General features: G+C 68.8%; 27 protein-coding genes. 6 read left to right on the top strand and 21 right to left on the bottom strand.

The genetic code is table 11. The features are described from left to right. Positions 1-71: 71 nt before the first annotated feature. Positions 72-608: an acyloxyacyl hydrolase gene (locus WG903_RS03685; RefSeq protein ID WP_340072865.1), complete on the top strand. Its 537-nt coding sequence runs from the start codon at positions 72-74 to the stop codon at positions 606-608. Positions 609-649: 41 nt separating this feature from the next. Here WG903_RS03685 and WG903_RS03680 read toward each other — a convergent pair whose 3' ends face one another. Continuing rightward, the gene (locus WG903_RS03680) at positions 650-1,153 is read right to left on the bottom strand and encodes a Spy/CpxP family protein refolding chaperone (RefSeq protein WP_340072864.1); all 504 of its coding nucleotides are present in this window, start codon (positions 1,151-1,153) and stop codon (positions 650-652) included. A gap of 168 nt (positions 1,154-1,321) precedes the next feature. On the opposite strand from WG903_RS03680, the gene WG903_RS03675 reads away from it, so the two are divergent. Further along, positions 1,322-1,672 carry a hypothetical protein gene (locus WG903_RS03675; RefSeq protein ID WP_340072863.1) on the top strand — a complete coding sequence of 117 codons (351 nt, stop codon included), beginning with the start codon at positions 1,322-1,324 and terminating at the stop codon, positions 1,670-1,672. A gap of 9 nt (positions 1,673-1,681) precedes the next feature. Here WG903_RS03675 and gstA read toward each other — a convergent pair whose 3' ends face one another. Continuing rightward, positions 1,682-2,290, bottom strand: coding sequence for a glutathione transferase GstA (gene gstA / locus WG903_RS03670; protein ID WP_340072862.1), 609 nt, complete (start codon positions 2,288-2,290; stop codon positions 1,682-1,684). A gap of 89 nt (positions 2,291-2,379) precedes the next feature. Between gstA and WG903_RS03665 the strand changes: the two genes are divergently transcribed. Next, positions 2,380-3,639, top strand: coding sequence for a hypothetical protein (locus tag WG903_RS03665; RefSeq protein WP_340072861.1), 1,260 nt, complete (start codon positions 2,380-2,382; stop codon positions 3,637-3,639). A gap of 74 nt (positions 3,640-3,713) precedes the next feature. Next, positions 3,714-4,550 (top strand): transglutaminase-like domain-containing protein, encoded by an 837-nt coding sequence (locus tag WG903_RS03660; RefSeq protein ID WP_340072859.1) that lies wholly within the window; start codon positions 3,714-3,716, stop codon positions 4,548-4,550. Here WG903_RS03660 and WG903_RS03655 read toward each other — a convergent pair. Next, the gene (locus WG903_RS03655; RefSeq protein WP_340072858.1) at positions 4,538-5,296 is read right to left on the bottom strand and encodes a class II aldolase/adducin family protein; all 759 of its coding nucleotides are present in this window, start codon (positions 5,294-5,296) and stop codon (positions 4,538-4,540) included. The genes WG903_RS03660 and WG903_RS03655 overlap by 13 nt on opposite strands. Before the next feature lie 75 nt (positions 5,297-5,371). Here WG903_RS03655 and WG903_RS03650 point away from each other — a divergent pair, with 75 nt between their 5' ends. Continuing rightward, positions 5,372-6,076 carry a Crp/Fnr family transcriptional regulator gene (locus tag WG903_RS03650; RefSeq protein ID WP_340072857.1) on the top strand — a complete coding sequence of 235 codons (705 nt, stop codon included), beginning with the start codon at positions 5,372-5,374 and terminating at the stop codon, positions 6,074-6,076. Here WG903_RS03650 and WG903_RS03645 read toward each other — a convergent pair. From WG903_RS03645 to WG903_RS03605, 9 genes are all read right to left on the bottom strand, one after another. Then, positions 6,073-6,651 carry an NADPH-dependent FMN reductase gene (locus WG903_RS03645; protein WP_340072856.1) on the bottom strand — a complete coding sequence of 193 codons (579 nt, stop codon included), beginning with the start codon at positions 6,649-6,651 and terminating at the stop codon, positions 6,073-6,075. The two genes, WG903_RS03650 and WG903_RS03645, sit on opposite strands and share 4 nt — an antisense overlap. Beyond that, positions 6,648-7,946 carry an O-antigen ligase family protein gene (locus WG903_RS03640; RefSeq protein WP_340072855.1) on the bottom strand — a complete coding sequence of 433 codons (1,299 nt, stop codon included), beginning with the start codon at positions 7,944-7,946 and terminating at the stop codon, positions 6,648-6,650. The genes WG903_RS03645 and WG903_RS03640 overlap by 4 nt, the downstream gene beginning before the upstream one ends. 71 nt (positions 7,947-8,017) lie before the next feature. Continuing rightward, a complete protein-coding gene (locus WG903_RS03635) occupies positions 8,018-8,449 on the bottom strand; it encodes a hypothetical protein (RefSeq protein ID WP_340072854.1) in 432 nt (143 codons plus the stop codon). A gap of 71 nt (positions 8,450-8,520) precedes the next feature. Beyond that, positions 8,521-9,684, bottom strand: coding sequence for a hypothetical protein (locus tag WG903_RS03630; protein WP_340072853.1), 1,164 nt, complete (start codon positions 9,682-9,684; stop codon positions 8,521-8,523). Then, positions 9,681-10,991, bottom strand: a complete 1,311-nt coding sequence (locus WG903_RS03625; RefSeq protein ID WP_340072852.1) for a J domain-containing protein — start codon at positions 10,989-10,991, stop codon at positions 9,681-9,683. Before WG903_RS03625 ends, WG903_RS03630 begins: the two co-directional genes overlap by 4 nt. A gap of 17 nt (positions 10,992-11,008) precedes the next feature. Continuing rightward, the gene (locus WG903_RS03620) at positions 11,009-13,324 is read right to left on the bottom strand and encodes a GumC family protein (RefSeq protein WP_340072851.1); all 2,316 of its coding nucleotides are present in this window, start codon (positions 13,322-13,324) and stop codon (positions 11,009-11,011) included. Continuing rightward, the gene (locus tag WG903_RS03615) at positions 13,324-14,067 is read right to left on the bottom strand and encodes a polysaccharide biosynthesis/export family protein (RefSeq protein ID WP_340072850.1); all 744 of its coding nucleotides are present in this window, start codon (positions 14,065-14,067) and stop codon (positions 13,324-13,326) included. Before WG903_RS03615 ends, WG903_RS03620 begins: the two co-directional genes overlap by 1 nt. A 22-nt stretch (positions 14,068-14,089) precedes the next feature. Next, positions 14,090-14,860 (bottom strand): glycosyltransferase family 2 protein, encoded by a 771-nt coding sequence (locus tag WG903_RS03610; protein ID WP_340072849.1) that lies wholly within the window; start codon positions 14,858-14,860, stop codon positions 14,090-14,092. A gap of 33 nt (positions 14,861-14,893) precedes the next feature. Continuing rightward, positions 14,894-15,709: a YdcF family protein gene (locus WG903_RS03605; protein ID WP_340072848.1), complete on the bottom strand. Its 816-nt coding sequence runs from the start codon at positions 15,707-15,709 to the stop codon at positions 14,894-14,896. On the opposite strand from WG903_RS03605, the gene WG903_RS03600 reads away from it, so the two are divergent. Continuing rightward, complete coding sequence (locus WG903_RS03600; RefSeq protein ID WP_340072847.1) at positions 15,708-16,355, top strand: class I SAM-dependent methyltransferase; 648 nt, start codon at positions 15,708-15,710, stop codon at positions 16,353-16,355. The two genes, WG903_RS03605 and WG903_RS03600, sit on opposite strands and share 2 nt — an antisense overlap. A gap of 12 nt (positions 16,356-16,367) precedes the next feature. Here WG903_RS03600 and WG903_RS03595 read toward each other — a convergent pair whose 3' ends face one another. From WG903_RS03595 to WG903_RS03555, 9 genes are read right to left on the bottom strand one after another with little or no spacing between them, the layout of a single operon-like run. Beyond that, positions 16,368-17,237: a class I SAM-dependent methyltransferase gene (locus tag WG903_RS03595; RefSeq protein WP_340072846.1), complete on the bottom strand. Its 870-nt coding sequence runs from the start codon at positions 17,235-17,237 to the stop codon at positions 16,368-16,370. Positions 17,238-17,239: 2 nt separating this feature from the next. Further along, on the bottom strand, positions 17,240-18,988 hold the full coding sequence (locus tag WG903_RS03590) for a carbamoyltransferase family protein (RefSeq protein ID WP_340072844.1): 1,749 nt from the start codon (positions 18,986-18,988) through the stop codon (positions 17,240-17,242). Then, on the bottom strand, positions 18,985-19,482 hold the full coding sequence (locus tag WG903_RS03585; protein WP_340072843.1) for a glycosyltransferase: 498 nt from the start codon (positions 19,480-19,482) through the stop codon (positions 18,985-18,987). The genes WG903_RS03590 and WG903_RS03585 overlap by 4 nt, the downstream gene beginning before the upstream one ends. Then, the gene (gene pssD / locus WG903_RS03580; protein WP_340072842.1) at positions 19,479-19,925 is read right to left on the bottom strand and encodes a PssD/Cps14F family polysaccharide biosynthesis glycosyltransferase; all 447 of its coding nucleotides are present in this window, start codon (positions 19,923-19,925) and stop codon (positions 19,479-19,481) included. The genes WG903_RS03585 and pssD overlap by 4 nt, the downstream gene beginning before the upstream one ends. Further along, positions 19,922-21,025 (bottom strand): glycosyltransferase, encoded by a 1,104-nt coding sequence (locus WG903_RS03575; protein WP_340072841.1) that lies wholly within the window; start codon positions 21,023-21,025, stop codon positions 19,922-19,924. Before WG903_RS03575 ends, pssD begins: the two co-directional genes overlap by 4 nt. After that, positions 21,018-22,148 carry a glycosyltransferase family 4 protein gene (locus WG903_RS03570; RefSeq protein ID WP_340072840.1) on the bottom strand — a complete coding sequence of 377 codons (1,131 nt, stop codon included), beginning with the start codon at positions 22,146-22,148 and terminating at the stop codon, positions 21,018-21,020. Before WG903_RS03570 ends, WG903_RS03575 begins: the two co-directional genes overlap by 8 nt. Beyond that, positions 22,145-23,662, bottom strand: coding sequence for a lipopolysaccharide biosynthesis protein (locus WG903_RS03565; RefSeq protein WP_340072839.1), 1,518 nt, complete (start codon positions 23,660-23,662; stop codon positions 22,145-22,147). Before WG903_RS03565 ends, WG903_RS03570 begins: the two co-directional genes overlap by 4 nt. After that, positions 23,659-24,717, bottom strand: coding sequence for a CgeB family protein (locus tag WG903_RS03560; protein WP_340072837.1), 1,059 nt, complete (start codon positions 24,715-24,717; stop codon positions 23,659-23,661). Before WG903_RS03560 ends, WG903_RS03565 begins: the two co-directional genes overlap by 4 nt. Then, positions 24,707-25,414, bottom strand: coding sequence for a class I SAM-dependent methyltransferase (locus WG903_RS03555; RefSeq protein WP_340072836.1), 708 nt, complete (start codon positions 25,412-25,414; stop codon positions 24,707-24,709). Before WG903_RS03555 ends, WG903_RS03560 begins: the two co-directional genes overlap by 11 nt. Positions 25,415-25,416: the final 2 nt, after the last annotated feature.

The following is a 25,416-nucleotide window of genomic DNA, read 5'->3' as shown; positions in this document are numbered from 1 at the left end:
CCGGATAGGTGTACTGCCGGGCAGGTGTTCCCCATGTAGGACGCAGGGCCCACTTCGTGTAAAAACCGCCGATGCACATCCGAAGCCTCCTGCTCGCGGCCGCGACCGTCTGCACCACAGCGAGCGCCGCCGCCGCGGACCGCTCGTTCTTCATTGCACCGGGCGGCTTCACGGCGCACGGCACCAGCAGCCTCACCGCAGGCGTGGCGTGGCCGCTGGACTGGCGCTATGCGATGGGGGGTGTGGAGCTGGGCGCGCAAGTGGAAGGCTTCGCGAGCCTCTGGCGTGCGCCGCAGACGGCGGGCGGCAACAAGACCTTCGTGCAGCTGGGCCTGCTGCCGGTGCTGCGCGCGCGCCCCGGTGCGGCCTCACCCTTCTTTGCCGAGATGGGCATCGGCCTGTCGTACACCGACGACGTGTATGTGAGCCGGCGCAAGACCTTTTCCACGCGCTTCAACTTCTACGACATGCTGGGTGTGGGCGTGGGCTTCGGCGCGCAGCGCGAGCATGAGGTGGGTGTGCGCTTCGTGCACATCTCCAACGCGGGGATCAAGCGCCCGAACCCGGGCGAGAACTTCGTGCTGCTGCGCTACGCGCACAGCTTCTGAGGCGGTAGATCCCGGCTTGCGCCGGGATCCCACGTTACGGATCAGCTGTTCCAGCGGCCGTGGTGGCCGCCGTGCATGCCGCCACGCTTGCCGCCGCGCGCCATCACCTTCAGCGCCACTTCGTCGAAGGCCTTCTGCTGCGGGGCGGAGAGCTGGCCGTAGAAGGTCTTGGTCGCGTCGCCGCGGCGGTCCTGCGCCGCGTTGCGCTCGGCACGGCGCTGCTTCAGCGCGTCGATGCGCTGCGGCGTGGTCATGCGCGCGAACTCTTCGCGGTTGTGCGGCGTGCGCGCCGCGGGCTTCATCGCGCTGGTCCACGCGGCCCACGCGCCTTCCTGTTGGGGCGTGATCTGCAGGATGCGCTTGAGGCCTTCCATGCGGCGCGCGTGGCGCTCCTGCATGCGTTGCTGCATGCGCGCCCCGTCGTGCTGGTGCATGGCCGGCGGCTGGCCGCCGGGCGCGGCGGGCGGCGGCGTCTGGGCTTGCGCGCCCAAGGCGCAGGCGGCAAGCACGGCGGCGGCGGCGATGCGGGTGAAGGTGGGTTTCATGGCTGTCCTTTCAGGGTCGATGGCGTGACTTTGCGCCTGATCTGTAACCGGTGGATGCAGCGAGAGTGGCTGATGTGTAAAGACCGCCGCCCCCTGTGGGAAGCTTCCTACCGCAGCGTTGGCGCTGCGCCCCCTTTCCAAGCGCGGGCGTTGGCGCACCATGGGGGCATGAAACCCGATACATGGCTTCGCGCCGCACTAGCTGCCGCCCTGTTCGCGGCGGGCGCCGCGTCGGCCCAGACCAAGAGCCCCGTCGTCACCGACATCGGTGCGTCGCCGGCCGAGGAGCGCAGCAGCGCGGGCGCCATCGTGTTCGAGGATGCGATGCCGCGCGCCCACCAGCAGGCCTTCGGCGTGCGCGACACGCGTGCCGAGGTCGCATCGATCGGGCAGAACGTGATGCGCGCGACGCTGGCGCAGATGCAGGACGACCAGGGCCCGGACACGCGCGCCCTGGGCGGCCCGCCCGAGCCGCAGCCCAAGGCCAAGTCCAAGCCGAAGAAGAAGCCGCAGCCCTGAGGGCGCGCGCTACTTCAGCAAACCTTCCGTCTTCAACGCTTCCTGCACCGCGGGGCGCTGCTTTACGCGCTCGTGGTGCGCCTTCACGTTGGGGAAGGGCGACAGGTCGATCTTCAGCGGGTCCGCCCAGCGCGTGACGGTGAAGAAGTAGGCGTCGGCCACGGTGAAGTTGTCGCCCATCAGGTACTGCTTGCCCTGAAGCTCGCCGTCGACCCACTTGTAGCGTGATGCCAGCTTGTCGCGGAAAACCTGCTTGGCTTCCTCGGGCAGGTTGGGGTTGAACAGCGGCGAGTATTTCTGGTGGATCTCGGTGCCGATGAACGTGAGCCACTCCTGCAGGCGGTAGCGCTGCAGCGTGCCGTTGGCCGGCGCGAGGTTCTTCGTCGGCACCAGGTCGGCCAGGTACTGCACGATCGCCGGCCCTTCGCGCAGGCGCGCGCCGTCGTCCAGTTCCAGCAGCGGCACGTAGCCCAGCGGGTTGATCGTGTAGTAGTCCGTCCCGTCTTCGAGCTGGTGCGTCTTGGTCGGCGCCTTGATGGCCTGGTGCGCGAGGCCGGCTTCGTGCAGCACGATGTGCGGCGACAGCGAGCAGGCGCCGGGCGAGTAGTAGAGCTTCATGGAAGAGTTCCTGGGGTCGGGGGCGAAACAGCCATGCTAGCCACGCGCGCACTTTCGTGCAGGGCGCGGGATTTCGCCACAATGCAGGCATGAACCGTGTGCTCAAGTGGCTGCTCGGCATTGCCGCCGTCATCGTGCTGGCGTTGGCCGGCGTGGCGCTCGCGCTGAAGTCCTGGGTGGGCAGCGACGACTTCCGCCTGCGCGTGGCCAAGGAGGTTTCCGCCGCCGCCGGCGTGCCCGTGGAGCTCGGTGGCCTCACGGTGGACGTGTGGCCGCTGCCCGCGGTGGCGGTGGAGCGCGCCGTGGTCAAGAGCAACCCGCCGCTGTCGTTCGAGCGCATCGAGGCGCGGCCGGTGTGGTCGGGGCTGCTGCAGAAGAAGCTGGAGATCTCCACGCTGTACGTGCGCAACGCGGTGATCTCGCAGGATGCGATCGCGGCCGTGGCCGCGGCCTACAAGAAGGCGCATCCGGACAAGGCGAAGGAGAAGAAGCCCGCGGGCGAGGCGACGGTGCAACTGCCGCAGCGCATCGTGCTGGACAAGGTGACCTGGGTGGACACGAAGAACCAGCGCAGCGTGATCGACGCCACGGCGCGCATCGACGACGACGGCCTGCCGGCGCAGGTGGACATCGAGGTCTCGCAAGGCCGCTGGGAGGGCGTGCAGGCCAAGCTGCAGCGCACGGGCAACAAGTGGGCGCTCAAGGGCCAGGTCGGCGGCGGCACCATCACCGGCCGCTTCGAGACCAGCAAGAACGCGCGCAGCGAGCCGCAGCTGCAAGGCGAGTTCGACACCGCGAACGTGGAGGTCTCCACTTTCACCGCGCCGTCCAAGACGCTGACGGGCCGGCTGGAGGCGCACACCAACGTGCAGGCCAACCTGAAGGACCTGGGCGCGCTGCCCGACGTGCTGCAGTCGCAGACCAAGTTCACCATCCGCAACGCGGTGGTGCACGGCATCGACCTGCAGCAGGCGGTGAAGACGGTGGGCATGAACCGCGGCGGCGAGACGCGGCTGGACACGCTGGCCGGCCAGCTCGTCACGCGCGGGCGCGCGGCGGAGTTGAACAACCTCGTCGCGTCGTCGGGCGCGCTGTCGGCCACCGGTCACGTCACCATGTCGGCCGAGAAGAACCTGGGCGGCAACGTCAACGTGAACCTGGCCGAGAAGGTGGCGGGCCAGGCGCTGGGCGTGCCGCTGGTGGTGGGTGGCACGCTGGATTCGCCCTCGGTCACCCTGAGCCGCGCCGCACTGGCGGGCGCGGCGATCGGCACCTTGATCGCGCCGGGCCCCGGCACGGCCGCCGGCGCCAACCTGGGCGACAAGCTCAAGGGCCTGTTCGGCAAGTAGTAGGCGGCGCCTCCTACAGGCCCTCGTGCTGTGCGCCGATGGGCCACGCCGGCGCGCCGGCCTACGATGGCCGCATGGCCACATCCACCATCCAGGCCCTGCTGGAGTACGAGGCGAAGACGCCGGCGCACTTCTGCCTGCACCTGCATGCGGCGCGATGCGGTGCGCAGACGGTGCTGGCGGAGGAATTCCGCATCACGCCCGAGGCGCGGTGGCGCGAGTTCGAGGACCACGCCAGCGCGAACCGCTACGTGCGCGTGGACGTGCCGCCCGGCCGTTTCGTGGTGACCTACAGCGCCGACGTGCGGCTCGATACGGAGCCGGTGGCTGAGATGCCCGAGGAAGCGCCGCTGGCCGACCTGCCCGATGAGGTCTTCCGCTTCCTGCTGCCTTCGCGCTACTGCGAGGCCGACGCGATCGGCGAGGTCGCGCAGCGCCTGTTCTGCGACGACCGGCCGGGGCTCGCGCGCGTGCAGGCCATCGTGCGCTGGATCCACCGCAACATCCGCTACCGCCCCGGCAGCAGCACCATCACCACCAGCGCGCTGGACGTGCTGGAAAGCCGCGAAGGCGTGTGCCGCGATTTCGCGCACCTGGCCATCGCGTTCTGCCGCGCGCTGAACATCCCGGCGCGCTTCGTCGCGGGCTACGTGTGGTTCGACGACCCGCCGCAGGACTTCCACGCCGTCTTCGAGGCCTGGCTGGGCGACCGCTGGGTGATGTTCGACCCGACGGGGATGGCGCCGCCGCAACGGCTGGTGCGCATCGGTTCGGGCATGGACGCCACCGACGTGGCTTTCGCCACCTACTTCGGCGAGGCCGAGCTGCTGCGCAAGGAAGTGATCGTGCTGGAGCACCAGGCGCGGCCGCAGCCGCAGCGCCCCGAGCACGCCGCCGCTCAGGTCCTGTAGCTGGGGTCGGTGCGCTCCAGGCGCCGCAGCAGGGCGGGCCACGCGATCATCGGGCCGGCGCCGCTGGACACCACCTTCATCACCTGCTCCATGTTCTCCATGATGCGCGGATCGATCGGGATCAGCTGGCTGCCGCCGGCGAGCGCGTCGATCTGGATGCGGCAGGCGTTCTCGAAGGTGTACATGTTGAGGAACGCCTCCGCGATGTCGCGCCCCACGACCAGCAGGCCGTGGTTGCGCAGCATGAGGAAGCGCTTGGTGCCCAGGTTCTGCTGCAGGCGCGGGCGCTCGTCGTCGCGCAGCGCCACGCCTTCGTAGTTGTGGTACGCGAGGTACGGCAGCACGAAGGTGCTCTGCTGCGAGATGGGCAGGAGGCCGTGCTTCTGCGCGCTGACGGCCACGCCGGCGCGGGTGTGCGTGTGCAGCACGCACGCGGCGTCCTCGCGCACCTCGTGGATGCAGCTGTGGATGGTGAAGCCGGCGGGGTTCACCGGAAACGGCGAGTCGATCACCTTGTTGCACCGGTGGTCGACCTTCACCAGCGACGAGGCCGTGATCTCGTCGAACATCAGGCCGTAGGGATTGATCAGGAAGTGGTGCTCGGGGCCGGGGATGCGCGCGCTGATGTGCGTGAACACCAGGTCGCTCCAGCCGTACATCGCGACCAGGCGGTAACAGGCGGCCAGCTGCACGCGCAATTCCCACTCCTGCGCGCTCACGACTTTCTGCAGCGATGCGATCTCCATGCGTGTCTCCTGCGTGATGCGTCATTGTGGCGCGCGCTTGACCGGCCACTGTCAAGAATTTGACAATGGCCCGCGATGAAGAGCACGGACGAGCTGCTGCCGCGCCTGTCGGCCAACCCCTGGTTCGCCTCGCTGCCGCTGCGCGAGCGCCGCGCGATGCTGGCGGCGTCGGAGCCCGTGCGGCTGCGCGCCGGCGAGATGCTGTTTCGCCAGGGCGACGCCGTCGGCGCCGGGCGCGGCGCGTTCTACGGGCTGGTCGAAGGGCACCTGAAGGTGTCGAGCCTGCGCGAGGACGGCAAGGAGGCGATCCTCGTCGTGCTGGAGGCGGGCAACTGGTTCGGCGAGATCTCGCTGATCGATCGCCTGCCGCGCACGCACGACGCGACGGCGCTCGGCGCGGCGAGCGTGCTGGCCATGCCGAACGAAGCCTTCGATGCGCTGATGCAGCGTGCGCCGTTCGCGCAGGCGGTGTGCCGCCTGCTCGCGGCGCGCACGCGCTCGCTGTACGGCATGGTGGAAGACGCGACGCTGCGCTCGACGCGCGCGCGCATCGCGCGGCGCCTGCTGCTGCTGGCGCGCGGCGACGCCACGCAGTCGCTGCACTCGCGCCGCGACGTGCCGGTGTCGCAGGAAGCGCTGGCGATGATGCTGGGCATCACGCGCCAGACGCTGTCGAAGGAGTTGAAGGGGCTGGTGGAAGCCGGCGCGGTGACGCTCGGCTACGGGCGCATCGGGATCGAGTCGCTGATCGCGCTGGAGCGCCTGGCCGGCGCCACCTAGGGCGCGAGGCGCCGCGCCGCGTCCAGCACCTCGTCGATCACGGCCTGCACGCGCTTCTTCGAGGCGTCGGCGACGAGCTCGCCTTGCGCATCGAACGCGTCACCCGCGCGGGACAGCGCGAATACCGTGGGGCAGACCCAGCACTTGAGGTTCATCAGCAGCGGGATGAGGTGGCTTTGCGAGCGCAGCCCGCCCAGCGCGCCGGGCGAGGCGCTGAGCACGCCCACCACCTTGCCGCGCGAGGAGCGGAAGTCGTCGCCCCACACCGGGTCGCCCTTGACGGGGCTGGACACCCAGTCGAGCGTGTTCTTCACCAGCGCCGGGTAGCTGGCGTTGTACTCGGGCGTGCAGATGATCCACGCCGGGTGCTCGTACATGAGTTGCTTCAGCCGCATCACGTCGGCCGGCGTGCCGCGCGCCTCGAGGTCGGCGTTGTACATGGGGATGTCGAAGTCGGCGAGCTCGATGTGCGTGACTTCGGCGCCCGCTGCCGCCGCCATGCGCGCGACGACGTGCGCGAGCTTGCGGTTGTAGGAGCCGGTGCGCGTGCTGCCGGCGAAGACGAGCAGTTTCATGGGCGGCTCACCTCTTCATCCAGGGGGCGCAGGTACACGCCCGCCAGCAGCGACGCGAGGATTGCGTTGGCCGGAATGTGCATGTTGAACTCGACCAGCGAGTGCAGCAGGAAGCCGAGCAGGCCTAGGCCGCACAGTGCGGAGGCGCGCGTCTCGCGTTGCTCGCCGGCAGAGGTCCGCACCAGCGAGGCGGCGCGCGGCGCCGCCAAGAAAACGAAAGCGGCCACGAGAATGAGCGCGAACACGCCGCCGTCAAACAGCATTTCCGCATAGTCTTGGTGCGCATGGTTGGCGAACCCGGGGATGTCGGCAGACTGGAAGCGCGGATAGGCGGACGGGTATGCGCCCCACCCGGCCCCCAGCGGCCACAGTTCGGCCGCGCCAGCCAGCGTTGTGCGCGTCAGCGATGCGCGAAAGGATGCGGAGCCTGCAAGGTCCGCGGAGCTTAGGCGGGATAGCAAAAAGTCGAGCCCCACCAGGGCGGTGATCGTCGCTGCCGCTGCGGGCAGCAGGAGCATCATCCTGCGCTTGCGGCCGGGGTCTTCGCTGCGGGCGGCAGCCGCCCATGCAAATGCGACGACTGCTGCGCTCAGCCCCGTGGCGGCGGCGCCCCGAGAGCGCGAAATCACGATCCCGAGCACGAGTAGCATCCCACCTGCGAACCATGCGATCGCGTTTTCATGCCGGGTGATCGAGCGCGGTTCGAAGGCCTGCCAGATGTAGAGGATCAGCGCGGCTGCCAGGTAGTTGGCATAGTGGTTGCTGTTGGCGAACGTGCCGACGGGACGCTGGCTTCCGGCGCCGAAGTAGAGCGGCGAGTCCTGGCCGCTGGCGACCTGTAGCAGGCCGAGCACCACCTGGAACCAGGCGACGCACACGACAATCCGCGCCAATACCTTCAATTGCTCGAGCTTGCACGCCCGCCCCACCAGGAAGGCCGCGACCATCGGAATGCCGGCCAGCAGCGACGCGGCCGTTACTTGCGGGACCAGCGAGATTGCGAGCCAAGGGGGGGCAGTCACACCGGCCTCGCCCATCGCGCGCACGTAGAATTCGCGCCCGGGCAATGCCGACCACGCGGCTAACGGGATGGGCACGAGGTAGACGATCGCCAAGACGGCCGGACTGACCACGAGAAGCCATTGAGCGGCGGAAGCCATCCGGCCCGGCCAGGAAAGCCGCGCCCTCGCCGTGGGCTGCGCGAACAACGATACCAGCGCCACCAGGCCCAGGGCTTCGAGCACGATCAATGCGGCGTGCCGGTTCCCTCCTCGCATCAATGGCGCGGCGAGCATGATCAGTGCCGCCGCACAAAGAGGAACGGGGCCCAGGGGCCCCGTCGATTCCGGCCGCGGCCGGCTCGATTTCATTGGCTGCTGATCGGCGCTGCAGCAATCCCCGACGAATTGCCCTGGCGCCCGGCGACGGCAGCGGCAGTGCCTGCGGCACCCACGAGAAGCAAGGTGTTGCTCGTCACCCCTGCGACCGCTGCGACGGGTTGCACGGCCGCAAGCAGCTCCTGGCAGGTCATGTTCGAACTCACGGTCAGCGTCTCATTCGGCTTCAGCGAAACCACGCACCCGTTTTCGAACGTAAGGCGAGCGGCACCCGATGAGGCCGTCAGGAAACGGTCTCCCGATTGGATGACCGTGCCCGGCTTTGCCGTGGTGAGGGTGGCGCCATCACTGACGGTGACGACGCCTTCGACCTCCGCGACCTTCCCGAGCGCTGCAGGGCTTTGTGCGAGCGAACCCGTGGCGGCGAAGGCGAGGCCAAGGACGAGGAGGCGGTGCATCATGACTTCACTCCGGCAGGAAGATCGTCGTTCACTATAAACGAAAAAGGTAACAATGTGTGTATCGCTGGGTGTCAGGAAGGCGATTTTTTCAGCGAGAAGGCGTCGAAATACGCGGTCCCCCGTATCCCCGCCGTCGCCTCGAAGGGGGCGACGGGATCCAGTTGCAGGCTCGCGACGGGGCCGCAGGACGGCGGGATGTCGAACGAGAACTCGAAGGTAACCCATGAGCCGCCGGTTTCCGTGAACGCGGTGGAGCGGAACGCCGGCGCGTCGGCGACCTGAGTGCCCGTGACGCAGCGAACCGTCCACGCCAAGCCGGCTTCGGAACGCAGCCGCGTCGCCATGAACTGGCCCGTCAAACGGTACCTCCCAGGCGCGAGCATGAGGTACTGGCGCACCACCGGCGTTACGTAGGCCTGCCCCGTGAAGTCGACTTCGAGCACCTGCCGCCGCCCCGGGAAGGGGCGCGTCCGGGCGACTGCGCCCGTCTTGGGGGGCGCATCCGCGGGGCCTTCCCAATCGAAACCGTCGGGCTCGAACGCCAGATCGAAGTTCGCGTTGTAGAGCACCGGCACTCGGCCATCGTGTTGCGCGAGCCACAGCCCGAAAGCGTCACCCCAGCGCCCGCGGCGCTTGAGGGTGCGCACGAAAGCGCGTAACCGCTGCGTCGGCATGGCCCCGGTGGCATTCGCATGGGCGACGAGCGGCACCAGGCCTTCCAGGGGCAATTGCAGACGCACGGCCTCGTCCACGAGCACGGGAAACCACTCGCTGTGACGGCCGACGAATGGCCGCAGCAGGCTGGCGTGGCCGGAGGCGGCGATGCGCGCGAGCAGCGCCGCGGGGTCGCCCGTCTGTGCGCTGTAGTGGGTCGCCAGTTGGACCAGCGGCGGCACGGCGCCGGCCCAGTCCGCGCGCGCGAGCGCTGCGTTGGCGCGGGCCATGACGACGTTCGGCGCATTCGGTGCGAGCCGCGTGGCTGCCGGCAGCAAGGCCTCGCCACCCTGGACACCGGGGCGCGCCAACGCCGCATACGCCCAACTGTCGCCCGGGCCGGCGGCGATCCTCGACCGAATTTCGGCGAGTTCCTCGGCGCTGCCGGACACCGCCGCGGCCGGGCACGGACCGAAGGCGACTTCTCCCCGGGCGCAGGAAAGCGCAAGGTGCGTGCGCAGGCCAGCGCCCGCGATCACGAGTGCGGCAAACGCGGCGCCGACCGCAAGAGCCCGCATCATTGCTCGGGCCGCGTCATGCTGCTCAGGCCGGCGATGGCCGCGCCACCGCGGCGGGCCGCGAACTCCACGCGCAGCACGAGCGGTTTGGGCCGGCTGCCCTCCGCCTCGTCGGTGGACGTCACCTGCAGGTTCCCGATGACGACGAGTCGATCTTCCGCCGGTTCGACGCGGAAATGCGCCTGCGAAACCCGTAGAGTGCGCCCTTGGCTGAGGCCGTCCACCTGGCGCGAGAGCGCTTGCGCGCCAGGAGCGACCCGAGCTTCGCGCTCGGCCAATGCGACCAGCCTATCGCCGCGTCCGGTTTCCAGCTGCTGTAACACGGCGGCGAGCAGCGGCTGCGCTTCCGCGAGCGTGATTCCGGGGGTCTTCGCGGCCGGCGCGGGTGCAACTGGCACGGGCGCGGCGGGAGCAAGCACCGCAACGGGCGCCGGTGCGGGTGCAGCCGGGGACGGCGGAGGCGGAGTGGCCGGCGCGGGGGCCGCAACCAGAGTCGCCACCACGGCAGGTTCGATCACCGGGGCTGAAGAGGGCTGAGTCAAGCCGCGCGCCGGTTCACTGCCTTCGAGCGTTGCAGCGACGACAGTGGCAGCCACGGCCGGACGTTCCCGCAAGGTGGTTGCAGGTTGCGGGGTGGGTGCCGGCTGCGGCGCGGCATCGCGAGCGCGCGGCGCGGACAACAGCGACACGATGGGTCGCTGGATAAGCCCGTCGCGCTCGCTGCCGGACAGCCACAGCGCGGCGACGCCCAACGACCCGACCGCGCCGAATCCCCCCGCCAGGAGCATCAACAGCTTTCGCGCCTCCATGGGCATTCGCCGCCGGGAGATCGGCGCACGCGGCAGTGCACGTTCTGGTGCGGGCACCCTAACAGGCACAGGCTTCGCCGCGAGCTCGCGGTCGTACCTTATGCGGTGGGCCGGCATCGTGAGGACCTCGTAGGCCAAATTCAGTCGAGCCGCCGCGTCCGCCGGCCAGCTTCCCGCCGCGGCGAAGTCGGGGTGCATCAGGCGCATCAGCAGCCGGTAGTGCTCCTTCACCTGGTCGGTGGTGCAGCCGGACTGCAGCCCGAGGATGGCGTAGTGGCTGGCCCCGGGAAACACGAGTGCAGCCCGCACGAAGGCACAAGCGGCCTCGCGAAGTTGCACGTTGTGTTCGCCGCCCGCGCGCCCCGCGGCGACCTGCAGGACTGCCGGGATCGCGGCGAAGAGGGCCGGCGGCTCGCGCAAGGCAGGCGAGTGGCGTCCCGGATGCCGGTGGAACTCCAGCAGCGCGGCGTGGAGCGAGGACTCTTCGCGCGGGGACGCCATCGCGGCCACCGGCGGGGTCAGGCGGCGGGTTGGCCGCCCGCGATGCCCGCCTTCTTCTCGACGGCGCCGTAGCCGTAGTACGACTCGTAGTCCGCGTGCGTGGCGTGGCGGTGAACCTGCGTCAGCACGATGCCGCGCGGCACCAGGCCGGCCAGGCGCAGCCGGCGCAGTGCGTCCTTGATGTGTCCCTTGCGGGTGCGGCTGGCCTGCACGACGAACAGGATGTTCTGGATCTGGCTACCCAGCACGATGGAGTCCGCGATGCCCAGCAGCGGAGGCGCATCCACGATCACGTACTGGAAGCCGTTCGCCGTGGAATGATCGAGCAGGCCCGCGAGCTTGGGTCCCATGAGCAGGTCCACGGGGTTCGGCGGCAGGGGGCCGGCCGTCATCACGCTCAGGTTGGGCACCTGCGTCGGGAGGATCAGCGCCTCAGCCCCGTAGTCGCCGGAGAGCAGGTTGGACAGGCCCGCGTCGTTGTGCGTACCCAGCTGCTTGTGCACCGACGGGTTGCGCATGTCGGCGTCGATCAGCAGCACGCGGGCGCCCATTTGCGCGAAGTTGATCGCCAGGGACAGCGCCGTGGTGCTCTTGCCTTCGTCGCGCGTGGTGCTGGTCACGACCAGGCGCCGCGGCGCGCCCTCCGAGGTGGAGAACTGCAGGGCCGTCCGCAGGGAGCGGTAGGCTTCTGCGATTGGCGAACGCGGCTGCGTGTGCACTTCGATGGCAACCGAAGGCCCCTCCTCGCGCCGGCGATTCACCAGCGGAACGATGCCCATCAACGGCACGCCCAGCGTGCGCTCGATTTCGTCCGGGAACTTGAAGGAGTCGTCGAGGTATTCGAGCAGGAACACCATGCAAAGGCCAAGGACGAGGCCGATGCCCAGACCAAACATCAGGTTGCGGCCGAGGTCGGGTTTGAACGGGAGCAGGGGGGCCTCGGCCTTGTCCACGATGGAGACGTTGTTCGTGGTGAGGCCGCCCGAGACGCCCACTTGCTTGAGGCGCTGCAGCAGGCCGTCATACAGCTGGCGGTTGGTGTCGACTTCGCGCTTGAGCAGGTTCAGGTCGATGCTGTTGTCTTGCGTGACGAGGACCTGGCGGTGGGTGGCGCCGAGCTTCTGGCGCAGCAGCGCCTCCTGCTTTTGCGCAGTTTCGAACTGCGACTGCACGGCTTGGCCGATAGCGGCGATTTCCGCCTTGATCTGCGCATCGGCTTTTTCGATCTGGCCCTTCAGTTGCACCATCTTCGGGAAGTCGGGCTTGTAGATGCCCAGGTTCTGCTGGTATTCGATCTCCAGCTTCGCCTTGGCTTCCTTGTAGGCCTGGATGGTCTTGCTCTCCATCACCTGCTGGGCGCTGTCCGGACTGCGCCGGATTTCGGCCAGCGCCGCCTCGTGCTTGATGCGGTCCTGTTCAGCCCGGCCGAGCGCGGTGGAGAAATCGAGGTACGTCTGGTTGATGACGTTCGTCTTTTCGTCGAGGGACAGGATTTGCTTGTTCTGAGCGAAGCTGTTGAGCTTGCGTTCCGAGTCTTCGAGCTTTGCCTTGATCTGGCGGATCTGGTCCTCGAGGAAGGACTGGGCGTACGACGACGCCTCCATGCGGCGCTCCAGTCCCATCGCGATGAACGACTGCACGGTGGTGTTGGCGATGCGCGCTGCCAGCTCGGGGTTGTGGTTGTCGATGTGGACGCGAATGAGGCGTGAATTGCGTACCGGTTCCACCGTCAGCGACTGCAGGAAGCCGTTGACGGCCGCCTCGTGCCCGAGCACCGCCGTGTCGCGGATGGCGGGGGTGGTGAGCTGGCGGTATCCGCCCAGGATGCGGTCGATATAGCGCGGCTCGCTGGCCGCCGCGGAAGAGCTTTCGCTGGCGGGCGGCGCGGCCTCGCGTCCCGTGGGGGCCGTGGGCTGGAACAGGCGCAGCTCCTCGATCACGCGCTCGGCGAGCGAGCGGCTGCGCAGCAACTCGTATTGCGTCTTGAGGGCGATGGTCTCGTCGTACCAGCCCTGGTCTTCGTTGGCATCGGTGTTGAAGTTCACCACGCGCGGCGCCGAGCGCTCGATCTGCATCGTCACGGTGGAGCGATAGATCGGCGTGCTGAGCAGTGTCTTGACGACCGATGCGCCGCCGGCCACGAGCAACACGAGGAGAAGCGTCCACTTGTGCTTGTAGACGATGCGCAGCAGGTCGGAGAGCGTGAGCGATTCGGCATGCGCTTCGGCGCGGCCCTCGTGGCCGACCTGCAGCTCGTAGGGCTGGTGCAGCGCGACCGCGTGTGCGGCGCGCGAGGCGCGCTCCAGAGTGGATGGCAGGTGGGGGTCGGACATCAGCGTGAGAAGACGGAGAACGGATTGATGGAGTCCAGCACGTCGCGGAAGATCGAGTCCCTGAGCACGGCGCGGGCGCCGTCGCGTTGCACCACGATCAGGTCGTCGCCCTTGATGACGGGGTCGTCGCTTCGGCCGGCGCGGATCTTGTCGACGTCGTACACGGCCACTTCCCTTTCGCGCTTCTCGTTCGTGCGGAACAGCATCACCTCGGACGAATTGGCGATGGGGCCGAAGCCGCCGGCGAGCGCCAGCGCACGCAGCAGCGTGATCTGGCCCGTCAGCGGGAAGATGCCGGGCCGGACCACGGCGCCTTCGACCGTGATGCGCTCTGTGGTGAATTCCTTGATGAAGACCGACACCTGCGGGTTCTGCAGGTATTTCTCGCGATAGCGGTCGGCGATGCGCGCCTCGAGCTCCTGCGAGGTGAGGCCGGCGACGTTCACCGGGCCGATCAGCGGAAGCGAGATGGCGCCCGCGGCGTTCACGCGGACGGTGCGCTTGAGGTTGTCGAGGTCCATGACCTCGACGTCCAGGAGGTCGTTGGGGCCGACGCGGTAGTCGCGGCCGATGCCCACCAGGTGGTGGGGGGGCGAGGCCGCGGGCGCGCCGCGCACGTCCGGCGCCTGCTGCGCGGGGGCGGCACCCATCGGCATCGACCGCGTGGCGCCCGTGGACTGCGCCATGCTCATGCCGCAGCTTGCCACGAGGGCGACGACGGCAAGGAATCGAACGCTTTTCACGACATGCCTCAATCGGTGATGCTCAAGCGGCGCTGCGCGTGGCGGCGGACATCTGGGCGCCGCGGCGAACGAGCTGCGGGAGCTTGGTGACGTTCTTCAGGAGGACGCCCTGCAGCGCGCCGATGCCATTTTGGCGCATGGCAGAGAAATCCTCTAACGATTTACGCACGATGTTCGGCAAGGAACGGTTACTGATGCCGCCCGTCCGCATACGGACCAGCACCTCCGGGATGTACGCGGGCTTGACCCCGCCGCTCCAGAGGATGCGGAGCACGTTTTCGTAGTCCGCGGCGATGCGATAGCGCGTGTCGAATCCGCCCAGGCGCTGGTAATGTTCCCGCCGGACATAGAACGTCGGGTGCGGGGGCATCCAGCCGTGGGCCAGGCGGCGCCGCCGGAAAGGGCCAGCCCGCCAGTAGCGCACCACCCGCGACAGGTCGTCCTTGTCGACGTACACCAAGTCGCCATAGACGGCGCCCACGGACGGGTCTTCGAAAGCCTTGGCCACGCGCTCCAGCGCCGTGGGCGACGCGTAGGTGTCGTCCGCGTGCATGAACCCGATCACGTCGCCGGTGGCGCTGCCGATGCCCTTGTTCAAGGCGTCGTAGACGCCGTCATCGCGCTCGGATCGCGTGTGGGCAATGGCGCCTTGGTGGCGGGAAATGATTTCGAGGCTGCCGTCGGTGGAGCCACCGTCGATCACGATGTGCTCGACCTCCGGCCAAGTCTGGCCGGCGACCGAGCAAAGCGAGTCTTCCAGCGTTTGCGCCGAATTAAAGACCGCCGTGATCACCGATATTCGTAACATGATGTGTCAAGTGTGACATCACATCGTAGAGATAACAAGGGATCCAGCGTACTCTCTTAGTGCTCTTGTTACAAATGCGAGCGCGGAAGCGTCAGGAATCCACAGTTTCGGGGCCGTGCCCGAAGTCTCGCGCACCACGTCGGTGGCCGCCGGGACGATTTCGATTCCGGTGCCCGCCCATGCCTTCCGGAAAGTCGCCAGGGCGCGGGGCATGTGCATGGCCGAGGTGACCAGCAAAACCCTCCTGGCCGGGACGGATTGCACCATGCCCAGACTGTTGGCGGCGTTTTCCCATGTGTTGCGGCTGCCTTTTTCGGCCCGGATGGCATGGCGGGGGACGCCGAGGGCGGCCAGGACCTCCACGATCGCTTCGGCCTCGATCTGCTCCAGTTCGCGCCCGGGCTGGTTCCCGCCTGCGACGATCACCCAGGGTGCCTTGCCAGCCCGGTACAACTGCGCCGCATGCCAAACGCGCGTCGAAGAGGACCCCAGTTGCAGCGTGGGTCGCACCGGTGGGTGGGCACCGGACACGGCACCCCCAAGAACGACGATGGCGTCGGCTGTGGCGGTTTGCGCCGCCGTCAGGGCGGGGTGCTGTCCCTCGAGATGTGCGGCGAGCGCGTGTGCCACCACGGGAAGCGATGCGATCCACAGGACGGCCAGGCCGAGGCATCCCGCCGTCGCTGCCGCGCGAACCCTGCGCGCGAACAAGAAGGCGCAGCAGACGACCCACAGCACGATGACCCACGTCAGGGGGGCAATCAGCCAGGCGGTGAGCTTCGCAAGATGGAACACAGGTATTTTTGGGGGCGGGCCGCTGCTACGATCAGTCATGAGCGCGCAGGACGTCCGCTACGTATATGGCGAGTATGCCTACTCGGATGTGCAGTCTGCCCAGGCTCATTCCTATCTCTTGCCGGCGCTGCTGAAGGCGCTCGAAGGTGCCGGGCCGGGCCCGATCCTTGATCTGGGCTGCGGCAACGGGTCGATCGCGCACCGCCTGCTTGCGCTTGGCTTCGATGTTCATGGCGTGGATGCTTCCGCGTCGGGCGTGGAATTGGCCCGCAAGCAGGGAAGCCCCGAGCGCTTCCACGTCATGGACTTGGGCCGTGACGACCTGCCGGCGGCGATCGCCGGCAAGCGGTTCGCCACGGTGATATCGACGGAAGTCATCGAACACCTCTATGACCCGCGTGCCATGTTGCGGTTGGCCATGCGGTTGCTAGATCACCAGCCTGGAAGCCGGCTGATCGTCTCCACCCCCTACCACGGTTACCTGAAGAACCTCGCCATCGCCCTGTGCGGGAAGATGGACAAACATCTCACCGTCCTTTGGGACGGGGGCCACATCAAGTTCTTTTCACGCCGGACATTGGAACAAATGCTGCAGGAGGAGGGGTTCCGCCCGGTCGGTTTCCAGGGCGCGGGCCGCTGGCCCTACTTGTGGAAGAGCATGGTCATCACGGCCGAAGTCGCCTGACCTGTCGCGCACTCAGGCATTCTGTGCCAGCACCAGCAACTCGGACCCGCGGCCGGTGTCGCCGATGACCTGCTGCCCGCTTGCGCGCCATGCCGCGATCTCCTCCGGCGTATAGGGATCAGAGGTGATCAGGTAAGGCCGCTCGCGGAAGGTCAGCGCGTAGAAGTCCGGGTCAAGAAAGTTCGGGTGAACGAACCCCCAGGCCCGATGCCATGCTGCAGGCTCGCGCTGGCGGAAGGCGCTCGCGCCATTGGGTGTCACCGCAACGAACACGCCGTCTGGGACAAGGATCTTGAAGGCGAAATCGATCGCCTCCTGGACCGCCGGCAGGTGCTCCAGCACGTGAGAGCAGAAGAAGACGTCGAATCCCGCGCGGACCGAAGCGAGGCTTTCATGCACGGCGACCCCAAGCTTTTCGCGTGCATACGCGGCCCTGGGGCGCGATATCTCGAAGGCTTCGACATCGAAGCCGTGCCGGCGGAACTGGTAGCTGCCGTAGCCCCACGAACATCCGTAGTCGAACAGCCTGCGCCCTCGCGTGGACTGCGCCGCATCCACGACTTCGATGTAGCGCCCATAGTCCTTCTCGGCGGGAAAGCCCGCTTCCATGTAGCAGCGCAGGGTCTCGTCCCCAGGGGTGTCGGTGGTGAACCCTTCGGCATAGTCGGACTGGTAGAACGCCTCGCTGTCTTCGCGCGCAGTGGTGGGTGCGCGGTACAGGAGCCTGCAGCCCGAGCAGCGGGCAAGGCGCGTAACAAGGTACTTGCGGTCGACGACCGAGGCGGCCGGCGCGCCGCAATTGGGACAGGCCGATCCCCGCCCCGTCACGCTGCGCCGCGCGGACGTAAGGAGGTAGGCGAGTTTCGAGGCGAACGACTCCATGCTCATGCCGCCCTGCGCACCACGTGGTCGCCCAGCACGAGCACGTCCATCTTCGTGCGCAGGAAGCAGTCCAGCGCCTGCGCGGGCGTGCAGACCACGGGCTCGTTCTCGTTGAAAGACGTGTTGAGCACCATCGGCACCCCCGTGAGTTCGCGAAACGTCGAGATCAGCCGGTGGTAGCGGGCGTTCGTGTCGGCGCTGACGGTCTGCAGCCGGCCGGAGCCGTCCACGTGCGTGACGGCGGGAATGCGTTCGCGCTTGTCCGCCCGGATCGGGTAGACCTGCATCATGAAGGGGACGTCGCCATCGAGCTCGAACCATTCGGGCACCGCTTCGCGCAGCACCGACGGGGCAAAGGGGCGGAACGACTCGCGCCGCTTGATCTTCAGGTTCAGGATGTCCTTCATGTCGGCGCGCCGGGGGTCGCCGAGGATGGAGCGGTTGCCCAGCGCGCGCGGACCCCACTCCATGCGGCCCTGGAACCACCCCACGACCTCGCCGCGCGCGATGGCCGAAGCTGTATCGCCGAGCAGCTGCGCCTCATCGGCCATGTGGGTGACCGTGCATCCCGACTCGCGAATCTGCGCCGAGGACTCCTGCAGGACACGCGCGATTTCCTCGCGCGTGTAGCCCGGGCCCCAGTAGGCGTGGGCGTGCGGCGCACCGCGCGCGCCCCCGAGGCGGTGCCACGCGGCGTAGGCCGCACCGATCGCGCCGCCGGCGTCGCCGGCGGCGGACTGGACGTACACGCGCTTGAACGGCGTGCGCAATGTAATCTTGCCGTTGGCCACTGAGTTCATCCCGCACCCCCCGGCGACGGCCACCGAGTCCAGCCGGTAGCGTTCATGCAGGCGGTTGAGGAGGTGGAAGAACGCCTCCTCGTACATCGCCTGCGTGGAACGTGCGAGGTCCTTGTGGCGTTGGGTCAGCGGCTCGCCCGGCGCGCGCGCCGGCCCGAGCAGTTCGGCCAGGCGCGGCGAGAAGAGGTTCGGGAAGGCGGGGCTCGCGCCCTCCATCTCGAAACTGATGCGTTGCCGGTGGTGCACGAAACAGTCCAGGTCGAGCCGGAACTCGCCGCCGGGCAGCAGCTTCACGATGCGGCGCATGTCATCGAGGTAGGCGGGCTCGCCATACGGCGCGAGCCCCATCACCTTGTACTCGTCGCCATAGTTCGGAAAGCCGATGAACTGCGTGAGCGCCTGGTAGAAGATGCCCAGGGAATGCGGGAACAGCACGCGGCCCGCGACAACCACCTGCGCGCCGCGCCCGACGCCCCACGCGGCGCTGGCGAAGTCCCCGAAGCCGTCGACCGACACGACCACGGCCTCCTCGAAAGGCGAGACGAGGAAGGCCGAAGCCATGTGGGCCCGGTGGTGCTCGATGGAATGCACCCGGCCCTTGAACGACTCGCCCGGGAACGCGGCCGCGAGGTGCTCGGGCACGCCGGCGCGGCGCCGCCGGTTCTTCAGGCGCTCCCAGATGAGCGCGGGACTGGGCCGGTGGGCGAGTGTGTACGCGAGCTTGCGCCCGAGGTTGGCGCGCGGGTCCTGGTTGATCGCGACGTGGTCCAGCTGCGACAGCGTGGCGCCCGCTTCATGCAGGCAGTAGCGCACCGCTTCCGCAGGGAACCCGGCCCAGTGCTTGATGCGGCGAAACCGCTCTTCCTCGGCGGCCGCCACCATCTCGCCGTCGCGCAGGAGGCAGGCCGACGAATCGCCGTGGAAGGCGTTGATCCCGAGGACGAGGGTCATCGCGTCGTCGTCCCTGCCCTGAGCGCATCGCGCACGAGCGCGATCAGAGGTGGCGCCGTCGCGGCTTGCGCGGAAGCGTCCGCCTGCAACTGCAGCGCGCGGGGCATGGCCGCGAGGATGGATTCGGCGTCGTGGGCGACCAGCGCCTTGCCGGATTTCTCCAGTTCGGCGGCGAATTCCAGCTGGTGGTCATCGACGTGTTCGCCCAGCGCCGCGCGCCGCGGCACCACCACGGGCACCTTGCCGGCGCGGATGGCGTGGATCACCGAGCCGGCCCCCGCATGGAGGATCAACACCTGCGAGCCGCGCACATGCCGCTCGAAAGATTCCATGTCGACGAAGGCGGCGCCGCGGCCGGCGTAGCGGGCGGCTGCCGCGGCCGCGCCGAACTGCACGAAGACTGGTTGCGGCAGCTGCGTGCGGATGGCTTCCACCGCGTCGAGCAGGCGGAGAAAGGGCTGCGTGGCGTTGCCGACCGCGACGAAGGTGCTCATAGGAGCGGGCCGGCGTACGTGCCGCGCGGGAAGAAGGGGCGCAGCGACTCCCACTGGTAGAAGAAGTGGTGCGCCAGGCGGTACATGATGCGGCCCGTGGCCGAAGGGGCGTGGGTGCGCGTGATGGTCTCGATGAACACCACGCGCGTGCCGAAGAAAAGGCGCCCGACCAGCGCGAAGGGCACGGCCGGACCCGCGCCCGTGCTGAGGATGGCGGTGGGACGCTCGCGCCACAGGATGCGGAAGGCCTCCCACAGGTTCAGGAAGAACTTCCAGTCGCGCTCCGAGTGGGCGATGAACCACGTCCGGCCCTGCATGTCCGCGGGCAGAAGGGCCTTGTCGTTCAACACGTAGAAGAACGGCAGGTCGCCATAGGCCGCCAGGAGGCAACGCACTTCGGTGAGGTGCCCGCCGCACGACGAAACGATGCAGACCTTCGTCATCGCGACCGCCCCAGGACCTCTTCGTAGACAAGCATCATTCTTTCGGCCACCGACTTCCAGCTGAAGTCCGACCGGACCCATTCGCTGCCGCGCCGCCCCATGGCCGCACGTTCGACATCGTCAAGCGCCACCGCTTCGCGCAACGCCGCGGCGAGTGCATCCTGCGTCGGCTCCACCCACCAGCCCGCGCGGCGCTTCGGCAATTCGTCCCAGGGCGTCGCCGTCGTGGTGATGACGGGCACGCCGAGGCCCAGCGCCTCCACGATTATGGAACCGAAGTTTTCCGAAAAGCTCGGGAGGACGACGAGGTCCGCGGAACCAATTGCCAAATTCTTGGCGTGCTCGTCGTACTCGGGGGCGCCGAAGGCGACCGAGTCGTCGATCCCGAGACTGGCGGCGGCGGCTTCCAGCGACCGGACGTACGCGACCTCCCCGGGCCCGACGATCTCGAGCCGCCAGTGGGCGGGCCGAACCTGCGCCCATGCGCGGAGCAACAGTTCGACGCCCTTCTTGGGGTGGATGCGCGAGAAGAACAGAGCTCTGCGCGGCGAACCGGACGGCCGGTGGGCCGGGGCCGCTTCCGGGGCCGACCATCCATTGGGCACGACGGCCACGCGCGCGCCGGGCAGCCACCCGGCGATGCTGGCTGCTTCCTGCGGCGACGTCGCAACGAGGCACGCGGCGCCGCGCAAGTCCCGCCGCTGGTACAGCGCCCAGGCCAGCCGCTTCTTGAATTTGCCCGCCTGCATGGCCCAAGCCTCCAGCATGCCGCGGGGGCTCACGATGCGCGCAATCCCGCGCACGGCCGTTGCGCCGGCGACTGCATGGTTGGCGGGTAGCCAGATGCCGTTGTCATGCACGACCTCGGGTCGAAATCGTTCCAGCACGGAATCGAAGAAGGCTTGCGCAGGGCCGCCGCTGCCCATAAAGGTCGCGACGCCGGCGTGCGCCAGGGCCCCATGGAAATTGCCGGGCCTGAAGGAGACGACGGCGACACGCGTGCCTTGCCGCGAGAGAGCGGCCGCGAGAAGGGCGACGTTTTGCGACGGCCCGCCCTTGCTGACGTCCAGTGAGTCTGCCGCGAACAGCACGCTACGCACGGAAGTCTCCCGCCGTCCGCCGCAACTCGGCGGCGTAGCGCCGTCCATAGGCGCCCCAGGACAGCTGCTCGCGGTCCCCGCCAACCAGGGGCGGGAGGCCGTCGCGCACCAGGCGCACGGCGGCTTCCAGCCCCCTAGCAAAGGCGGCTGCATTCCCGGCGCGTGCGACGAAGGTGCGAGCGGCGAGCGCCGGTGAAAATGCAAGGTCGCCCCCGCCGGCGCGTTCCGTGCAAACAAGCGGCAATCCGCTCGCGAGCGCCTGGGCCTGCACCATGGCCAGCCCCTCTTCACGCGAGGCGAGCGCGAAGACGTCGGCTTGCGCATAGTGCTTCGCCAGTTCCCACTGGGGCACCGCGTCACGGTGGACGAAGCGTTGGTCGCCCGCGGGAAAGGGGACGTCCACGATGCTGCCCACATGCAACAAGCGCACGCCGTCCAACTGCCGGACGGCTTGCACGAGCAAGTCCACGCCCTTGCGCTTGCTCCATCCGCCGACGAACAACACCGTGCAGGGGCCTTCGTGCCGCGGGCGGGCGGTCTGGGGAAATGCGTCGAGGTCCACTCCATAGGGGTTCACGAAGAGCTTGCCCGCCAGGTGCGGCGCGCGCTCGGTGAAACTCTCCACGACATGACGCGAGGGCACGACGATGCGGTCGGCCAGTTCATAGGCAGCCAGCTCGCGTTCGATGACGAATTGCGTGGGGGGCTGCGCACCGAGTTCTTCCAGAATCTCCTTCTGCGACAGGATGTGGCGGCTGCCGCGCTCGATCCACACCTGCGCGCCGAAGCGTTCCTTTGCTACCCGCGCCGCGCGCAAATAGGCGCCGGACATGCAGACGAACACATCGCACGGAGCGAGGGTCGCGCTCACGGCGGCATCCACCGCGCGGGCCATGGCCCTTTCCTGCACAGCGGCAAACAAACGCGGCGCGAATCGCTGCGCGGCCACGAGCGGCGCCACATACCGCAGCAAGGAACGATGGCACCGCGCGGGCAGGCCGAATCGCATCGCGCGCCGGCGCGGTACATACGAGTGGAACGCCACGTCGAACCCCTCGCGGTCCAGCTCCCGGGCGAGGTCGAGCACATGGAACCGCCCGAGCGTGGCGATGGCGACCTTCACCCTCGCGCTCCCGGCCATGCGGCCTGGAGGCGGCCGGCCAGCGTCTGGACGGCCTTGCGCACCAGCGGTCGCTCCCGCGCGGTGAGCACGCGCCTTGCCGCCACGAAGGCAAAGCATCCGGCGGCCGCGACGCCCGCGAACGCCCGCACGCGCCAGTCAAGTCCGGCGGCGGTCGCGGCGGTCACCGCGATGAGCACGACGGCCGCGATGGCGGTGGCCAGCGCCCATGCCGTGGGTGCGTCCAGCACGGAGCGGTCGCGATGGAGCAACACCGCGACCGTGGCGAGTAGTGCGATCACGGCTGCGGCGGCTTGCGCCGCGAGGAAGCCTGCCAGGCCGAGAGGGCCGACCCACAACCAGCCGAGCGCTGCGAGGCAACCGGCATGCAAGACGCCGGTCCAGAACAGGGCCTGCGACGCGCCCTGCGCCAGCAAGCCGCCTTGCAGCACGCCCAGCAGCGCGATCGGAATGAAGGCCGCCAGGGCGAGGACGCCGACCGTGCGCCCGGCCTCGAAACTCCACCCGAACGCAAGCCCAATCGCGCCCGGCCAGATGGTGGCCAGCACGATGGCCGTCGCCACGGCTAGCATCGCGATGGCCTTCAGCTGCAGCCGCAAGCCGCTGGACCATTCCCCCTGCGCGCTGCGCTCGGTCAGGAATGTGATCGTCGGGCCCGCCATCGCGGTGGGCAGCGCCGCAGCGACGGCGGACAGGGCTTGGGCGACGCGCAAGTCGGCCAGGGTTTCGACGCCGCCGGTCCGCGTGAGATAGCCGAGGTTGGCGAAGTCGACCGGCACCAGGAACAGCCCCCCCGCGTAGAAGGGCAGGCCGACTCGCAGCATCGATGCCGCCGCGCCTCGCGGCCAGAGCGGGCGAAACGCCAAGCCGCACTCGCGCAGCACGCGCGCGAGCGCCGCTGCGCTGAGTCCCAGCGATCCGAGTTGCGCGGCAGCCAGAGCCCACGCCGCTGCGAGTGGACCACCGAGCCACGCGGCCAGCGAAACCGCGGCCACCATCAGGGCGGCCGAGACCATCATCACGCGCGAGTGCACGCCGAAGCGGTTCAAACCCGCGAACGCGATGTACGCGTATTGCGCCATGGCCTGGCATGCAAAGACCGCCGCGGCCGCGTGCACGAACGGCTCCAGCTGCGGCGCATCGAAGAGCCGCGCCGCCAGCGGCCCCGCGAAGATCGAGAGGACAGCCGCGCCACCGGCGGCGATCGCCACGAATACCGTGAAGCCCTCGCCGAGCAGGCGCTCCATGCGCTCGCCGTCCTTGCCGGGGTCGGCGCCGGCCAGCCCCACATGCATGCCGGCATCCAAACCCAGCCGGGCGAGACCGTAGGCCGCCTGGCTCGTGGACTGGGTGAAGGCGTAAGCCCCCAGGCCCCGCGCGTCGAGCACGCGCGACAGCACGAACATGACCGCAAAGCCGGAGGCGCGCTGAACGAGGGCGAGCACCGACATCGCCGCCGCGCCCAACAGCCAGATGCGGCCGCCGCGTGTGCTCATTTCCGGGCGGCCGATTGCAGACGCCGCCGCAGCGGGCGGATCACTCCGCGGGCGGCCGCGACGGCGACGTTGGCCAACAGGCCGCCCGACCAGTTGCCGGCGCCGACAAGCCGGCCCACCTCACCCAGCGAAGCGCCTTGCAGCCGCAGGCATTGGCTGCGCCACAGGGCCTCCTGCCTCGGCGGCGCCTGCCGGGCTGGCGCGCCTGCCGACCCGTGTGCTTCCACCGTGCCCTCGATGGCGCGCCAGCGCTGGTCGTAAGTGTGGTGCGCGAACGCGTGCGCTTGCCCTCGCTGCGCGATCGCCGCACGCTCGGTCTCATGCGCCAGGTAGTGCCGGACCAGGTCAACCGCTTGCTCCGGGGTTTCGTACGATACGAAATGCTCGCCGTCGATGCCCAGTTGTGCCAGCCCGTTGCCGATCCGGTCCGTGACCAGCAGCGCCCCCGAAGCGAGCGCCTCGAAGAAACGCATGTTCACATCACCGTTGATGCTGCGGTTGAAGACGACTTTCGAGCGGCTGTAGATGGCGCCCATCTCGGCAGGGGTGTAGGCGCGCCCCGTGTCATTCGTGGAAAACCGCGAGAGAACGTGGCGCAGCGTGTCGTGGCGTGCCGAGCCCGGCGGCCCCAGCTTTCCCACGAAGCCGACGTCGATGTCGCGCGGCAGTCCTTCGACGAAGTGGACCTGGGGATCGCAGGCGAGCGGCAGCCAATGCGCGTTCCTGTGCGGCAGCGCCTCGAACTGCCGCAGGTATTCCGGCTGGGCGACGAACACGTAGTCGAAGTACCGCGCATAGCGCAGGCGGACTTCCAGCTGCTGATGGACATCGATGACGTACCCCAGCACGGGGCATTGCATGTCGCGCAGCGCCCCGGGTGATGACAGGCAGGGGTCCACGACGATGAGCGCCCGCCATCCCCGCCCGTCACCGGCGCCGCGAAGCGTGTCGATGCGTTCCACGGCGCAGCCTGCGCGCGAAGCGGCCGCTTCCAGGTAGCGCCCGGTGTTCACCCCGTCGCGAATGCAGAAAAAGGCGATCGTGTCACGCTTCATGGGGCGGTTCCACGCGGCGCGCGAGCATCGCCACTTCCGAAGCGAAGAGGTTGGGCCAGCGGCGCACCGCGATTTCGTCGACGCGCGCGCGCAGCGTCGGTGAGAGGATGCGGCGGCGCAGCGGACCCAGTGGCGCGGCACCCTTGGCGATCACGCGTTCCAGGCGCAGGCCTTCGACCGGCGCGACGAGTTCTCGCGGAGCCGTGTAGTAGGTGTAGAAGCGAAGGTGCGTTCGGTCGAGGATGCCGTGGTCCGCGTACTCGAACCGCCCGCCGGCAAGGGCGAGCCGCGTGCGCCACTCCAGGACGTTGGGAACGACGATCACCGCGCAGCCGCCGGGGCGCAGCAAGGGAACCAACGACCTCAGCACGTGGGGCGGGTCGGCGAGATGTTCCAGGACATGCGAAAGCAGGATGGCGTCGAACGGCTCCCCTACGTCGCGCACGGTTTCCCGGTCCAGGTCCAGCACGTGTACCGCTGCGCAGTGGCGCGAGGCCTGCTCGGCTTCCGCGTGGCTCCAGGTCACGCCGACGACCTGCGTCGCGGCGCCGCGCGCGCCGAGCCGGCGGGCGTTGTCGCCCGCGCCGCAGCCGATGTCCAGGATCCGGCGGGCGTCCTCGGGAATGAGGGCGAGCGCCGTGTCGTTGCCGTCGTTCCGGTAGATGGCGGTCGCCGAGGGCGTCGTCTCGATGCCCATGC

This window comes from Ramlibacter sp. PS4R-6, from assembly GCF_037572775.1.
GTDB lineage: Bacteria > Pseudomonadota > Gammaproteobacteria > Burkholderiales > Burkholderiaceae_C > Ramlibacter.
This window is presented reverse-complemented; position numbering and strand designations above follow the sequence as displayed.

Coding starts and splice junctions, on each gene's coding strand:
- WG903_RS03685 (WP_340072865.1), top strand. CDS start 72: ATGCACATCCGAAGCCTCCTGCTCGCGGCCGCGACCGTCTGCACCACA.
- WG903_RS03680 (WP_340072864.1), bottom strand. CDS start 1,153: ATGAAACCCACCTTCACCCGCATCGCCGCCGCCGCCGTGCTTGCCGCC.
- WG903_RS03675 (WP_340072863.1), top strand. CDS start 1,322: ATGAAACCCGATACATGGCTTCGCGCCGCACTAGCTGCCGCCCTGTTC.
- gstA (WP_340072862.1), bottom strand. CDS start 2,290: ATGAAGCTCTACTACTCGCCCGGCGCCTGCTCGCTGTCGCCGCACATC.
- WG903_RS03665 (WP_340072861.1), top strand. CDS start 2,380: ATGAACCGTGTGCTCAAGTGGCTGCTCGGCATTGCCGCCGTCATCGTG.
- WG903_RS03660 (WP_340072859.1), top strand. CDS start 3,714: ATGGCCACATCCACCATCCAGGCCCTGCTGGAGTACGAGGCGAAGACG.
- WG903_RS03655 (WP_340072858.1), bottom strand. CDS start 5,296: ATGGAGATCGCATCGCTGCAGAAAGTCGTGAGCGCGCAGGAGTGGGAA.
- WG903_RS03650 (WP_340072857.1), top strand. CDS start 5,372: ATGAAGAGCACGGACGAGCTGCTGCCGCGCCTGTCGGCCAACCCCTGG.
- WG903_RS03645 (WP_340072856.1), bottom strand. CDS start 6,651: ATGAAACTGCTCGTCTTCGCCGGCAGCACGCGCACCGGCTCCTACAAC.
- WG903_RS03640 (WP_340072855.1), bottom strand. CDS start 7,946: ATGCTCGCCGCGCCATTGATGCGAGGAGGGAACCGGCACGCCGCATTG.
- WG903_RS03635 (WP_340072854.1), bottom strand. CDS start 8,449: ATGATGCACCGCCTCCTCGTCCTTGGCCTCGCCTTCGCCGCCACGGGT.
- WG903_RS03630 (WP_340072853.1), bottom strand. CDS start 9,684: ATGATGCGGGCTCTTGCGGTCGGCGCCGCGTTTGCCGCACTCGTGATC.
- WG903_RS03625 (WP_340072852.1), bottom strand. CDS start 10,991: ATGGCGTCCCCGCGCGAAGAGTCCTCGCTCCACGCCGCGCTGCTGGAG.
- WG903_RS03620 (WP_340072851.1), bottom strand. CDS start 13,324: ATGTCCGACCCCCACCTGCCATCCACTCTGGAGCGCGCCTCGCGCGCC.
- WG903_RS03600 (WP_340072847.1), top strand. CDS start 15,708: ATGAGCGCGCAGGACGTCCGCTACGTATATGGCGAGTATGCCTACTCG.
- WG903_RS03605 (WP_340072848.1), bottom strand. CDS start 15,709: ATGACTGATCGTAGCAGCGGCCCGCCCCCAAAAATACCTGTGTTCCAT.
- WG903_RS03595 (WP_340072846.1), bottom strand. CDS start 17,237: ATGGAGTCGTTCGCCTCGAAACTCGCCTACCTCCTTACGTCCGCGCGG.
- WG903_RS03590 (WP_340072844.1), bottom strand. CDS start 18,988: ATGACCCTCGTCCTCGGGATCAACGCCTTCCACGGCGATTCGTCGGCC.
- WG903_RS03585 (WP_340072843.1), bottom strand. CDS start 19,482: ATGAGCACCTTCGTCGCGGTCGGCAACGCCACGCAGCCCTTTCTCCGC.
- pssD (WP_340072842.1), bottom strand. CDS start 19,925: ATGACGAAGGTCTGCATCGTTTCGTCGTGCGGCGGGCACCTCACCGAA.
- WG903_RS03565 (WP_340072839.1), bottom strand. CDS start 23,662: ATGAGCACACGCGGCGGCCGCATCTGGCTGTTGGGCGCGGCGGCGATG.
- WG903_RS03560 (WP_340072837.1), bottom strand. CDS start 24,717: ATGAAGCGTGACACGATCGCCTTTTTCTGCATTCGCGACGGGGTGAAC.
- WG903_RS03555 (WP_340072836.1), bottom strand. CDS start 25,414: ATGGGCATCGAGACGACGCCCTCGGCGACCGCCATCTACCGGAACGAC.